13 protein-coding genes and 1 pseudogene are annotated in these 12,944 nt (G+C 65.2%); 9 read left to right on the top strand and 5 right to left on the bottom strand.

What is annotated here, in order from left to right:
• Nucleotides 1–126: 126 nt before the first annotated feature.
• The 6 genes from F3J20_RS03945 (at nucleotide 127) to cobA (ending at nucleotide 6,453) form a co-directional block, all read left to right on the top strand.
• Nucleotides 127–1,806 carry a nitrite/sulfite reductase gene (locus F3J20_RS03945; RefSeq protein ID WP_167282075.1) on the top strand — a complete coding sequence of 560 codons (1,680 nt, stop codon included), beginning with the start codon at nucleotides 127–129 and terminating at the stop codon, nucleotides 1,804–1,806.
• A 21-nt stretch (nucleotides 1,807–1,827) separates the two neighbouring features.
• On the top strand, nucleotides 1,828–2,373 hold the full coding sequence (locus F3J20_RS03940) for a DUF934 domain-containing protein (RefSeq protein ID WP_167282073.1): 546 nt from the start codon (nucleotides 1,828–1,830) through the stop codon (nucleotides 2,371–2,373).
• Nucleotides 2,370–3,119, top strand: coding sequence for a phosphoadenylyl-sulfate reductase (locus tag F3J20_RS03935; protein WP_167282071.1), 750 nt, complete (start codon nucleotides 2,370–2,372; stop codon nucleotides 3,117–3,119). Before F3J20_RS03940 ends, F3J20_RS03935 begins: the two co-directional genes overlap by 4 nt.
• A 112-nt stretch (nucleotides 3,120–3,231) precedes the next feature.
• Nucleotides 3,232–4,194: a sulfate adenylyltransferase subunit CysD gene (gene cysD, locus F3J20_RS03930; protein WP_167036522.1), complete on the top strand. Its 963-nt coding sequence runs from the start codon at nucleotides 3,232–3,234 to the stop codon at nucleotides 4,192–4,194.
• A gap of 66 nt (nucleotides 4,195–4,260) precedes the next feature.
• Nucleotides 4,261–5,577 (top strand): GTP-binding protein, encoded by a 1,317-nt coding sequence (locus tag F3J20_RS03925; protein ID WP_167036525.1) that lies wholly within the window; start codon nucleotides 4,261–4,263, stop codon nucleotides 5,575–5,577.
• A gap of 114 nt (nucleotides 5,578–5,691) precedes the next feature.
• Complete coding sequence (gene cobA, locus F3J20_RS03920) at nucleotides 5,692–6,453, top strand: uroporphyrinogen-III C-methyltransferase (protein WP_167036952.1); 762 nt, start codon at nucleotides 5,692–5,694, stop codon at nucleotides 6,451–6,453.
• 164 nt (nucleotides 6,454–6,617) lie between these two features.
• Here the strand turns inward: cobA and F3J20_RS03915 are convergent, their stop codons facing one another.
• Genes F3J20_RS03915 through lptF form a run of 3 tightly spaced genes read right to left on the bottom strand, consistent with a single transcriptional unit; the run spans nucleotide 6,618 to nucleotide 9,295 of the window.
• Nucleotides 6,618–6,998: a CbiX/SirB N-terminal domain-containing protein gene (locus tag F3J20_RS03915; RefSeq protein ID WP_167282069.1), complete on the bottom strand. Its 381-nt coding sequence runs from the start codon at nucleotides 6,996–6,998 to the stop codon at nucleotides 6,618–6,620.
• Between the two features lie 47 nt (nucleotides 6,999–7,045).
• A complete protein-coding gene (gene lptG, locus F3J20_RS03910) occupies nucleotides 7,046–8,194 on the bottom strand; it encodes an LPS export ABC transporter permease LptG (protein ID WP_167282067.1) in 1,149 nt (382 codons plus the stop codon).
• A gap of 3 nt (nucleotides 8,195–8,197) precedes the next feature.
• Complete coding sequence (gene lptF / locus F3J20_RS03905; RefSeq protein WP_167036534.1) at nucleotides 8,198–9,295, bottom strand: LPS export ABC transporter permease LptF; 1,098 nt, start codon at nucleotides 9,293–9,295, stop codon at nucleotides 8,198–8,200.
• 136 nt (nucleotides 9,296–9,431) lie between these two features.
• Here lptF and F3J20_RS03900 point away from each other — a divergent pair, with 136 nt between their 5' ends.
• The 3 genes and pseudogenes from F3J20_RS03900 to F3J20_RS03890 form a co-directional block, all read left to right on the top strand.
• Complete coding sequence (locus F3J20_RS03900; protein WP_167036537.1) at nucleotides 9,432–10,943, top strand: leucyl aminopeptidase; 1,512 nt, start codon at nucleotides 9,432–9,434, stop codon at nucleotides 10,941–10,943.
• Nucleotides 10,944–10,995: 52 nt separating this feature from the next.
• Nucleotides 10,996–11,412 carry a DNA polymerase III subunit chi gene (locus F3J20_RS03895; RefSeq protein WP_167036539.1) on the top strand — a complete coding sequence of 139 codons (417 nt, stop codon included), beginning with the start codon at nucleotides 10,996–10,998 and terminating at the stop codon, nucleotides 11,410–11,412.
• Nucleotides 11,413–11,546: 134 nt separating this feature from the next.
• Nucleotides 11,547–11,924, top strand: a pseudogene (locus F3J20_RS03890) (DUF2486 family protein); the annotation flags it as partial.
• Nucleotides 11,925–12,011: 87 nt separating this feature from the next.
• Here F3J20_RS03890 and F3J20_RS03885 read toward each other — a convergent pair.
• Both F3J20_RS03885 and F3J20_RS03880 read right to left on the bottom strand, forming a co-directional pair.
• A complete protein-coding gene (locus F3J20_RS03885; RefSeq protein WP_167036542.1) occupies nucleotides 12,012–12,392 on the bottom strand; it encodes a c-type cytochrome in 381 nt (126 codons plus the stop codon).
• A 243-nt stretch (nucleotides 12,393–12,635) separates the two neighbouring features.
• Nucleotides 12,636–12,944: dihydroxy-acid dehydratase (locus F3J20_RS03880; protein WP_205299211.1), on the bottom strand; the 309-nt coding region annotated here is incomplete at its 5' end.

Genomic DNA, 12,944 nt, shown 5'->3' with positions numbered 1-12,944 from the left:
TCATAAGCAAATAAGCGATGGGTCTAAACCCTTGCTTGCGGCAGCTGACAAACACCGGTATTCGAGCCGCGGCGGAAACCGGACCGCCGTGTGTCACGCAAAGTTTCGAAAAATTGGGGTCCCCGAATGTACCAATACGATCAGTACGACCAGACCATCGTCGATGAACGGGTCGCGCAATACGCCGATCAGGTTCGCCGCCGCTTGTCGGGCGAATTGAGCGAAGAGGAGTTCCGTCCGCTGCGCCTGCAGAACGGCCTGTACTACCAGCGCCACGCGTACATGCACCGTATCGCGATTCCGTACGGCAACCTGCGCAGCGACCAGATGCGCGTGCTCGCGCAGATCGCGCGCGAACACGACCGCGGCTACGGCCATTTCTCGACGCGCTCGAACATCCAGTACAACTGGATCAAGCTCGAGGAAACGCCGGAAATCCTGCGCAAGCTCGCCAGCGTGCAGATGCACGGCATCCAGACCTCGGGCAACTGCATTCGCAACATCACCGCCGATCAATTCGCCGGCGTCGCGCCCGACGAAGTGATCGACCCGCGTCCGTGGGCCGAAATCCTGCGTCAATGGTCGACGTTCCACCCCGAATTCGCGTGGCTGCCGCGCAAGTTCAAGATCGCCGTGTCGGGTTCGAAGGAAGACCGCGCGGCCGTGCAGATTCACGACATGGGCGTGTATCTGAAGAAGAACGAGCAGGGCGACGTGGTGGCCGATATTCTGGCCGGTGGCGGCCTGGGCCGTACGCCGATCGTCGGCGCGATCATCCGCCGCGACCTGCCGTGGCAGCATCTGCTGACCTACTGCGAAGCCGTGCTGCGCGTCTACAACCGCTACGGCCGCCGCGACAACATGTACAAGGCGCGCATCAAGATTCTCGTGAAGGCGCTCTCGCCGGAGAAATTCTCGGCGCAGGTCGAGGAAGAATGGCAGCACCTGAAGGACGGTCCGTCGACGCTGACGCAGGCCGAAGTGGATCGCGTGGCGCAATACTTCGTACCGCCCGCCTACGAGAAGCTGGCCGACACCGACGCATCGTTCGAGAAGCATCTGCTCGAAAACCGCGCGTTCGCGCGCTGGGTCGAGCGTAACGTGCGTCCGCACAAGGTGGCGGGCTACGCCTCGGTGACGCTGTCGCTGAAGCCGACCACGATCGCCCCGGGCGACGCGACCGACGCGCAGATGGAAGCGGTCGCCGATTGGGCCGACGAATACTCGTTCGGCAAGATTCGCGTGTCGCACGAACAGAACCTGATTCTCGCCGACGTCAAGAAGCGCGACCTGTTCGCGGTCTGGGAAAAGGCCAAGGCGCAAGGCTTCGCGACGCCGAACGTCGGTCTCTTGACCGACATCATCGCGTGCCCGGGCGGCGACTTCTGCTCGCTCGCGAATGCGAAGTCGATCCCGATCGCGCTCGCGATCCAGGAACGCTTCAGCGATCTCGACTACGTGTACGACCTCGGCGACGTGTCGCTGAACATCTCGGGCTGCATCAACGCGTGCGGGCATCACCACGTCGGCAACATCGGCATTCTGGGCGTCGACAAGGACGGCTCGGAGTGGTACCAGGTGACGCTCGGCGGCGAGCAGGGCACGGGCGCGACCGGCGCTCACCTTGGCCGCGTGATCGGCCCGTCGTTCTCGGCTGAGGAAATGCCGGACGTGATGACGAAGGTGATCGACACCTTCGTGGAAAACCGCCAGGAAGGCGAGCGTTTCATCGATACGTACAGCCGTATCGGCATCACCCCGTTCAAGGAGCGCGTGTATGCCGCGCGTCAACCGGCTCACGCGTAATCGCGAAAGGATACTGAACAGATGGCTTCTATCATCAAGAACCGCGCGATCGTCAACGACGACTGGACGGTCGTGCGCCCCGCGGAAGACGGCGCTTTGCCGGCGGCGAGCGAACTGCCGGCCGGCAAGGTGATCGTGCCGCTGGCGCTGTGGCAGGCCGGGCGCGACGCGCTCGTCGCCGCGCGCGGCATGGCGGAACTCGGCGTGTGGCTCGCGCCGGACAGCGAACCGGCGGATATCGTCGGCGATTTCGACAAGCTGGCATTGATCGCGGTGGACTTCCCGGTGTTCCGCGACGGCCGCGGCTACAGCATCGGCCGCCTGCTGCGCGAGCGCTATGGCTACAAGGGCGAGCTGCGTGCGATCGGCGACGTGCTGCGCGACCAGATTACGTTCATGTTCCGCTGTGGCTTCGACGCCTACGCGCTGCGCGCCGACAAGGACTTCGACGACGCGCTGAAGGCGTTCGACGAATTCAGCGTGCAGTACCAGGGCGCCGTCGATAACCCGTCGCCGCTGTTCCGCCGCCGCGCGGCACAGGCCGGCGCCGGCAAGGTGCCGGCATGAACACCGCCGCGCAAACGCTGGGCCCGGAGCTTGCCGCGAAAGTTGAGCGCCTCGACACGCTGCTCGATTCGATCGCCGCGCGTCACGCCAACGTGAAGCTCGCGAGCAGCCTCGCGGCCGAAGACATGCTGCTCACGCACGCGATCCTCTCGCGCGGCGTGAAGATCGGCATCTTCTCGCTGAACACGGGCCGTCTGCACGCGGAAACGCTCGGCATGCTCGAGCGCGTGAAAGAGCGCTACGGCTACGACATCGAGCAGTTTCATCCGCAGGTGGCCGCGGTCGAGCAGTACGCGAGCGAGCACGGCCTGAACGCGTTTTACGAAAGCGTCGAGCTGCGCAAGCGCTGCTGCGAGATCCGCAAGGTCGAGCCGCTCAATCGCGCGCTCGCCGACGTCAGCGCCTGGGTGACCGGGCAGCGCCGCGAGCAGTCGGTCACGCGGGCCGAGCTGCACGAGGAAGAGCACGACGGCGCGCGCGGCATCGCCAAGTTCAATCCGCTCGCGGACTGGAGCGAGGCCGAAGTGTGGGATTACCTGAAGGCGTTCGACGTGCCGGTCAATCCGCTGCACGCGCGCGGGTATCCGAGCATCGGCTGCGAGCCCTGTACGCGCGCGATCCGCCCCGGCGAGGACAGCCGGGCGGGGCGCTGGTGGTGGGAGTCGCGCGACACGAAGGAATGCGGCTTGCACATCACGGCGATTACGCCGATCGCGGTCGAGCCGAGCGAAAACGCATCGGCCTGATATCTCGCTACACTGGGAGCCTGGCTCCCGGTCCGAGCGCCGCATCAATCGAACTGAATACTTGTGCTCGGGCGGGCGACCGCTCGCCGGGCCAATCAACGAAGGACCCAACATGAGCACCACGCTCGATTCCACTGTGAACGCTCCGCTTATCAACACGGCGAACCGTATGGATCACCTCGATTGGCTCGAAGCCGAGTCGATCCACATCCTGCGCGAACTGGTCGCCGAATGCAGCAAGCCGGCGCTGCTGTTTTCGGGCGGCAAGGATTCCGTCGTGGTGCTCGCGCTCGCCCTGAAGGCCTTTGGCCTCGGTGCGAACCGCAAGACGCAGCTGCCGTTCCCGCTCGTGCATATCGACACGGGACACAACTACGACGAAGTGATCGACTTCCGCGATCGCCGCGCACAGGAAATCGGCGCCGAACTCGTGGTTGGCCACGTTGAAGATTCGATCAAGCGCGGCACCGTGCGTCTGCGCCGCGAAACGGATTCGCGCAACGCCGCGCAGGCGGTCACGCTGCTCGAAACGATCGAGCAATACGGCTATACCGCGATGATCGGCGGCGCGCGCCGCGACGAAGAAAAGGCCCGCGCGAAAGAGCGCATCTTCTCGTTCCGCGACGAATTCGGCCAGTGGGACCCGAAGGCGCAGCGCCCGGAACTGTGGAGCCTCTACAACGCGCGTCTGCACAACGGAGAACACCTGCGCGTGTTCCCGATCTCGAACTGGACCGAACTCGACGTGTGGCAGTACATCGCGCGCGAACAGCTCGAACTGCCGTCGATCTATTACGCGCACCAGCGCGAGATCGTGCGCCGCAACGGCCTGCTCGTGCCGGTCACGCCGCTCACGCCGATGCGCGAGGGCGAGACCAGCGAACAGACGCTCGTGCGCTTCCGTACCGTGGGCGACATCAGCTGCACGTGCCCGGTCGAAAGCGACGCGGACGATATCGAGAAGATCATCGCCGAGACGGCCGTGACCGAAATCACGGAGCGCGGCGCGACGCGGATGGACGATCAGGTGTCGGAAGCCGCGATGGAACAGCGCAAGAAGCAGGGTTATTTCTAAGCACACATGGGACCGGCGTAGCGCGCTAAAGCGCGAACTCCGGTCGACAGAGGGACAAGGAAAATCATGAGCAGTATTCATCAACCAGAAGACCTCGGCGTGCTGCGTTTCATCACCGCGGGCAGCGTCGACGACGGCAAGAGCACGCTGATCGGCCGCCTGCTGTACGACAGCAAGGCGGTCTTGAGCGACCAGCTTTCGGCGCTGTCGCGCGCGAAAAACAAGCGCACCGTGGGCGACGAAATCGATCTGTCGCTCCTGACCGACGGCCTCGAAGCCGAACGCGAGCAGGGCATCACGATCGACGTCGCGTACCGCTACTTCGCGACCGCCAAGCGCAAGTTCATCATCGCCGATACGCCGGGCCACGAGCAGTACACGCGCAACATGGTGACGGGTGCCTCGACCGCGCACGCGGCGATCATCCTCGTCGACGCGACGCGCGTCACGTTCGAGAACGGCGTTGCGCAACTGCTGCCGCAAACCAAGCGCCATAGCGCGATCGTCAAGCTGCTCGGCCTGCAGCACGCGATCGTCGCGATCAACAAGATGGACCTCGTCGACTACAGCGAAGCGCGCTTCAACGAGATTCGCGACGCCTACGTCGAACTCGCGCGCCACCTCGGTCTCGAAGACGTGCGCTTCGTGCCGGTGTCGGCGCTGAAGGGCGACAACATCGTCACGGCAAGCGAGCGCATGCCGTGGTACGCGGGCGAGCCGCTGCTCGACGTGCTCGAAGCGCTGCCGGTCGAAACCGCGAGCGGCGAGGCGCTGCGCTTCCCGGTGCAGTGGGTCGCGCGCCAGGACGGCAGCCAGGCCGACGATTTCCGCGGCTACATGGGCCGTATCGAATCGGGCGAAGTGAAGCTCGGCGACACGATCGTCGTGCTGCCGGCCAATCGCGAAGCGACCGTGGCCGAGATCATCGCGCCGGTGGTCGGCGGCACCGCGCAGGTGGATCGCGCGTTCGCGGGTCAAACGGTCACGATCCGTCTCGCGGAAGACGTCGACGTGTCGCGCGGCGATACCTTCGTGCTGCGCGCAGCGGCGCCGGAGCCGGCGAAGAAGCTCGAAGCGGACCTTTGCTGGTTCGACGACACGCCGCTCTCGACGCAGCGCAAGTATCTGCTCAAGCAAACCACCAACACGGTGTTCGCGAAGATCGGCGCGATCCAGGAAGTGCTCGACGTGCATACGCTGTCGCAAGCCATCGATCGCAAGGAACTCGCGATGAACGACATCGGCCGTGTCGCACTGACCTTGCAGAAGCCGCTCGTGTGCGACGCGTACGATTCGCATCAAGGCACGGGCGCGTTCGTGCTGATCGACGAAGCGACGAACCATACCGTCGCGGCTGGTATGATCCGGGCATTTTCGGCCTGAGCGAGACGCCTGAACGCGCGATATGCGCGATGACGCGGCAGGAGCGACGCAAAAGGGCTACGCGGGCGGTGCACGGCGCCGCCTGCCTACGCTGCAACGAACAGGTTGATGTCCATGGGTAAGGTTTATCTGATCGGCGCGGGACCCGGTGCCGCGGACCTGATTACGGTGCGCGGCGCGCGGCTGCTCGGCACCGCCGACGTGGTGCTGCACGACGCGCTCGTCGAGCCGGCGATGCTCGACTACGCACCCGCCAGCGCGAAGCGCATTGCGGTCGGCAAGCGCTGCGGACAGCTCTCGACGGCCCAGCAGTTCATCAACAAGCAGATCGTCGACGCGGCTTTGGAGCACGACGTGGTCGTGCGTCTGAAGGGCGGCGATCCGATGCTGTTCGGCCGCGCGGACGAGGAAATGCGCGCGCTCGAAGCGGCCGGCATCGAGTATGAAGTGGTGCCGGGCATTACCGCCGCGCTCGCGAGCGCGGCATCGCTGCAACGCTCGCTGACCTTGCGCGGCGTATCACGCAGCGTCGCGCTGGCGACGTTCAGCCGCGCGCCGGGCTCCGAGGAAATCCGCGAGCAGGTCAATGCCGATTCGCTCGTGTTCTACATGGGGCGCGACAGCGGCGTCGAGATCGCGCAGCAGTTGATCGATGCAGGCAAGCCGGCGACGACGCCGGTTGCGATCGTCGAAGCATGCAGCACGCCGCGCGAGCGCATGCTGACGCTGACTCTCGAGGAGTTGGCCGCCGGTGACGCGCAGCGCTGGGTCGATGCTTCGCAGCCGAGTCTGCTGATGATCGGCGAGGCGTTCGCGGAGCGGGAGCGGCAAACCGATGCGGGGCAGTCTGCTAAGGGTATTCGGGTCGCCGCCTGAGGTTTTCGGTCTTCGCTGCGAGGTTTTTCCGGTCGGCCGTCGCGTGATGCGTCGGCCGATTTCATTTTCTGGCCAGGTTCAGATCAGGCTCGCGTCATGGGCCCGAATCATGGCCCCGAGTCAGGCCCATCTACGCCAGCGCAGCGCACGCTGCCGGGCGAGCCTCAAATCTGTTGCAAACAGTACTGCGCGAGCGCATCCAGTACCGCTTCATCCTCGCCGACCGCGACCGCGCAGCGAATCTCGACGGCCGGATGAGCGGCGCGGCACCGGTCGATCAGCGCGGGCAGGTCCTGTCTGACGTGGCCGCCCTGGCCGAAGAACACCGGCACGACCGTGATCGCGTCGCACCCCTCGCCGACGAGTTGCGTCACCGCCGTCGGCAGATCGGGCTCCATCAATTCCAGAAACGCGAGCGTGACGGCCTGTGCGCCGCCCGTTGCGGCACGCGCCGCGCGCAGCTTGCCAGCGAGCCGTTCGAACGGCTCGCGCCAGCGCGCATCGCGCGCGCCGTGGCCAAACAGAATCAGTCCATGCATCGCCATCGCGTCGACTCCCGACGATGTCTCTCAGCGCACCGGCCGCACCGGCACTAGTGCCGGTCGACCCACTTCAGGCCGACGAGGCCGAGCACGAGGTACACGAGCCCCGGCGTCGCCGCCGTGAGCGGCGCGGGCCACGTATTGAGCGTGCCGATATGCGAGAACAGCGTGTTGAACAACTGGAAGCTCATGCCGAGCATGATGCCGCCGAACACCTTCACGCCGACCACGCCGGCGCGCGTATGCAGATACGCGAACGGCAGCGACAGCACGAGCATCACGAACACCGCGAACGGGTACAGAATCTTGCGCCACAGCGCGATTTCATAACGTTGCGTGTCCTGATGATTCTCGGTCAGATGCTGGATATAACGGAACAGATTGAACATCGACATGCGGTCGGGCGACACCAGCAGCACCGACAGAATCTGCGGCGTCAGCTCCGAGCGCAGCGAGTACTCGGGCAGCGAGACCTGGTTCGCGCGATAGACCGGATTGAGCGCATCGGCCGGCGTGCCCGGCGCGGGCGGCACGTCGATCAGCTGCGTGTCGGTCACGCCGGTCAGCAGCCAGTGGCCGGGCGGCTGATAGCGGCCGCTTTGCGCGATACGCACGTTCGAGAGCCGGAACTTCGAATCGAACTCGTAGATGCGCACGTTGCTGATCGTCGCGTCGGGCATCAGCTCGCCGACGTTGACGAAGCGCGTGACCTGCTCGCCGTCGGCGCGCTCGGTGAGCGTGTCCTTGACCCACACGCCCGACTGGAAGTTGCTCGACACCGAGGAGCCGAGCGCTTCGAGCCGCACGCGCTCGGAGAGCTGATCCGTGTACGGGCCGACCACTTCGCCGATCAGATAGGTGACGATCACGAGCGGAATGCCGATCTTCAGCAGCGAGCGCAGCGCCCGGTTGGTCGCGAGACCCGACACGCGGAAGATCGTGTATTCGGAATTCGCGGCCATCTGCGCGAACACGTAGATCGCGCTGATCAGCGCCGCGACCGGAATGATTTCGTAGAAGCGCGACGGCGTTTGCAGCGCGACGCGCAGCACCGCGTACTGGAATTTGTAGTTGCCGTGGCCGACCGAATTCAGTTCGTTGATCAGGTCGAAAAAGAAGAACAGACCCGAAAACGCAAACAGGATGAAGACGAACGTGAGATAGATCTGACGCGCGAAATACCGTTCATAGATGCGCATCGGTCAGGCTCCCTTCGAACGGCTGAACATCGCCCACGTGAAGAGCGGCCGGTTGCGCACGCGCAGCCAGAAGATGAACGCGACGATTGCCGCTACGATGACATGCAGGATCACGAGTCCCACGCCGAACGACATCTTGCCCTGCTCGATCCACGACTGCACCACGTTCAGCAGATTCGAGTACGTGAGATAGATCAGCACGGCCATCACGAGGTTGATCGTGCGGCTGCGCCGCGGGTTCTGGTGCGCGAGAGGGATCGCGAGCAGCATCAGGTTGATCGCGATCAGCGGCAGCCCCGCGCGCCATGCGAATTCGGCGAGGTTGTCGTTGCTCGGATTGCGCAGCAGCGTAAGCGTCGGCAAGCCGGTAGTGGTCGGCGTATTGACGACCGGCTGGCTCTGGATCTTCACGCCGTAGCGCTCGAACTCCATGATGCGGAAATCGGGGTGGCCCGGCTCGCCGTCGTAGCGGCGGCCGTTTTCGAGCACGACGAAGCGGTCGCCGTTCTTGTGCGTCTCGACGTGGCCGTTCTTCGACACCACCACGTTGACCTTGCCGCCTTCGGTGCTTGTCACGAACACGTTTTCGACATGACCCTGGTCGGGCGACATCTTCTCGATGAAGAACACGCGGTGCGTGGTCGGCGATTCGCGGAACTGGCCCGGCGCGAGCAGCGAGACTTCGTCGCGCTGCTGGAAGCGCGCGCGGATCAGCTTGCTCTGCTGGTTCGACCACGGCCAGCCGACGAACACGAAGAACATGATGAGAATGATGATCGGCGTGGCGAACAGGCCGATCGGCTTGATGAACTGCGTGAGGCTCACGCCCGAGGACAGCCACACGACCATCTCGGAGTCCTTGTACCAGCGCGTGAGCACGAACAGGATCGAGACGAACAGCGTGGCGACGAGCATGATGGCCAGATAGCCGATCACGGTGAGGCCGATCAGGACCAGCACGTCGCGCGGGTCGATCTCGCCCGACGCCGCGAAGCCGACGATGCGGATCATCATCGTCGTCAGCACGAGCGTGAGGAGAACCATGAACACGGCACCCGCCGTGTACGCGAGTTCGCGCTGAAGGGAGCGTTCGAAGATCATTAGTGATGACGAGAGGGGGCGCTCACGGCAACGCGCGGGTTCGTTCCGTCACGCCTCCGGTGCAGCCGCCGCGGGAAAAATAGCGGATAATTGCGGCTTTCATCCTAAGCCCAGATTTTATCCGAGGACAAGCGCGATGGACTTTAGCATAAAAGCCTGTGATTGGACCAAAGGCTCGTCAAACGGTTTCCTGACCGGGAAATCCGACTGCATCGTAATCGGCGTGTTCGAGTCGCAAACGCTCTCGGGCGCTGCGCTTGAGATCGATGAAGCCACGCGGGGCCTGCTGACGCGCATCATCAAGGCCGGCGACATGGACGGCAAGGCGGGCACGACGCTGTTTCTGCACGAAGTATCGGGCATCGGCGCCTCGCGTGTCCTGCTCGTCGGACTCGGCAAGCAGGACGCTTTCGGCCAGAAGGCCTACGGCGAAGCCGTGCGCGCCGCGTGGCGCGCACTGCTCGGCACGAAGATCGTGCAGGTAACGTTCACGCTCGCACAACTGCCGGTGCTCGAACGCACGTCCGACTGGTGCGTGCGCGCCGCGATCCTCGCGCTGCGCGAGCTGACCTACCGCTTCACGCAGATGAAGAGCAAGCCGGACAACACGCCGCGCGCGCTGAAACGCATTGTCTTCAGCGTCGCTACCGGCGACGAGAAGGCCACCAAGCTTGCCGCGAAGCAGGGCGCCGCGCTCGCCAACGGCATGGACCTCACGCGTGACCTCGGCAATCTGCCGAGCAACGTCTGCACGCCGACCTATCTCGCCAACACCGCGAAGAAGCTCGCGAAAGACTGGAAGCTGAAGGTCGAAGTGCTCGGCGAGAAGCAGTGCGAGGCGCTCAAGATGGGCTCGTTCCTGTCGGTCACGGCGGGCGCGGTCGAACCGGCACAGTTCATCGTGCTGCAGTACCAGGGCGGCGGCGCCAAGGCCGCGCCGGTGGTGCTGGTCGGCAAGGGCGTCACGTTCGACACGGGCGGCATCTCGCTGAAGCCGGGCGAGGGCATGGACGAGATGAAGTACGACATGTGCGGCGCGGGCTCGGTATTGGGCACGCTGCGCGCGGTCGCCGAGATGGGCCTGAAGATCAACGTGGTCGGCATTATCCCGGCCGTCGAGAACATGCCGTCGGGCACGGCCACCAAGCCGGGCGACATCGTCACGAGCATGAAGGGCCTCACGATCGAGGTGCTCAACACCGACGCCGAGGGCCGCCTGATCCTGTGCGACGCGCTCACCTACGCCGAGCGCTTCAAGCCGGCCGCCGTGATCGACATCGCCACGCTGACGGGCGCCTGCATCATCGCGCTCGGCCATCACAACAGCGGCCTGTTCTCGAAGGACGACGCGCTCGCGGGTGAACTGCTCGACGCCTCGCGCGAAGCCTCCGACCCGGCATGGCGCCTGCCGCTCGACGACGAGTATCAGGACCAGCTGAAGTCGAATTTCGCCGACGTCGCGAACATCGGCGGACGTCCGGCCGGCAGCGTGACGGCCGCGTGCTTCCTGTCGCGCTTCACCGACGCCTATCCGTGGGCGCATCTCGACATCGCGGGCACTGCGTGGAAGAGCGGCGCGGCGAAGGGCGCAACGGGCCGTCCGGTGCCGCTGCTCGCGCAGTTCCTGATCGACCGCGCCGCGCAATGACGCATTGCGGCAAGCGCGCGGCGGCCGCGCCGCGAGCAGGGCGGAGCGGCCGATGACGAGAATCGACTTTCACTCGAACGTCGGCGATTCGCTGCTGTACGCATGCCGGCTCGTGCGCAAGGCGTATCTGGCCGGCCAGCCGCTCGTGGTGCTGGCCGAGCCCGCGCGCCTGCGGGCCTTCGACGAAAAGCTCTGGACGTTCTCGCCGCTCGACTTCGTGCCGCACTGCATGGCGGGCACGCCGCTTGCGGCCCAGACGCCTGTCGTGCTGGCCGCGAATCTCGACGACGCGCCGCATCACCAGGTGCTGCTCAATCTCGGCGCGACGGTGCCTGCCCAGTTCGCGCGCTTCGAAAGATTGCTCGAAGTGGTCGGTAACGCACACGACGAACTCGTTGCCGGCCGCGAACGCTATCGTTTCTATCGCGATCGCGGCTATGCTTTGAACAACTACAAGCAAGGCAGCTAGGTTTCATTCCGTCCGCTTCGCGCGCATGGCGCGCGTCGCTTCCCGGGCGTTCAACGCGGAGAGTGCACGTGTCCGATCCCAACGACAATTCGATTCCGGTCCTGCACGAAATACTGATGCCGGGCCGCGCGCCGCGGCCGCACGAGGCGCCGGCCGTCCAGCCGGCGTCTGAATCCGCGGCGCCGGGCGTGTTCGACCGCGTCGAGCCGTTGCCGCCTGCCGAGGCCGGCGCGACCGTGCCGCCGGATCTCGGGCACGAAGCCGCCGCACAGTCTTCGCAACCCGATGCCGATCTGATCGCCGAGCGTCTGCGCGGACGCTTCGCGGGCTTTCTGTCGGGAGAGGGGCGCAGCGTGATCGAGGCGCGTTGCCGCGATGCGTTGCAGCAGCACGCGAGTCTGCTCGTCACTCAGATCACGCGCGAAGTCGCGCGGACGCTCGAAGCCGAAATGACCGGCTGGGTACGCGAGGCGGTGCAAGAGGAGCTGGCGCGGCGCTCGGGCCGCGCGTGAGGCTACGGCGTCACGTCTATTGCGATGGCGTGAGGCGATAGTGCGCCGTATTCAGATCAGGCGCCACGCATAGCGGGCATGTTTCGTTCATGGCGTCGAATGAGGTGCCGGCTTGAGCGGCGGCTCATCTTTGAGCGTCAGCACCCAGGTCGCGAGCGCGGCGGCCTGATCGGGCGTGAGCTGGGTGTTCGCGGGCATCGGCACGGGTCCCCATATGCCGGTGCTGCCGTCGAGAATCTTGTGCTTCAGATAGGTCGCCGCGTCGGCGCGTTCCGCATACTTTGCCGCGACGTCGCGCAGCGCCGGGCCCATGAAGGTGCGCGTGACCGAGTGACAGCTCATGCAGTTCTGCTGTTGGGCCAGCGCGAGGCCCGTCGCAGCTTCGGCATGCGCGGCCGGACTGGCGCTGCTCAATGTGACGGCGAGCGCAACAGCGGCTGCTACGGCTGCATACGACATTGATTTCATGGTGGTCTCCGCCGGTTCGGATGCCCGGCTTGTGGTGCACGCATTATAAGAGCAAGGGGCGCACGATTTTCCGTGCGCCCCTTGGCATTTTTTGCGCCGTGCGGCGGCGGGCCGGGCCTGTCGTGTGCGGCATGGCGAAGCGGGCGGTAGCGCGTGGCTTGGGCGTCGAATTACGCCCTTCATACGCACTTATACGTGCTCACGCGCGCGGCCGCTCAGCAACGCGCGGCCATCGTTACTCCGTCACCCCGTCACCGCACCGCGATTCGCCGGCTGTGCCAGCGCGAAATACTTCGCCATCACGCCGCGTGTGTAGCGCGGCTTCGGCGCCTGCCATGCGGCGCGGCGGCGCGCCAGTTCGGCGTCGTCGATGTTCAGTTGCAGCAGCAGCTGGTGCGCGTCGATCGTGATCGAATCGCCTTCCCGCACGAGCGCGATCGTGCCGCCGACGAACGCTTCTGGCGCAACGTGCCCGACTACCATGCCCCACGTGCCGCCCGAGAAGCGGCCGTCGGTGATGAGCCCGACCGATTCGCCGAGCCCCTTGCCGAT

The sequence above is a fragment of the Paraburkholderia sp. Cy-641 genome (assembly GCF_011752945.1).
Taxonomy (GTDB): Bacteria; Pseudomonadota; Gammaproteobacteria; order Burkholderiales; family Burkholderiaceae; genus Paraburkholderia.
The sequence above is the reverse complement of the archived record's forward strand: the minus strand, read 5'-3'. Positions and strand labels throughout refer to the sequence as shown.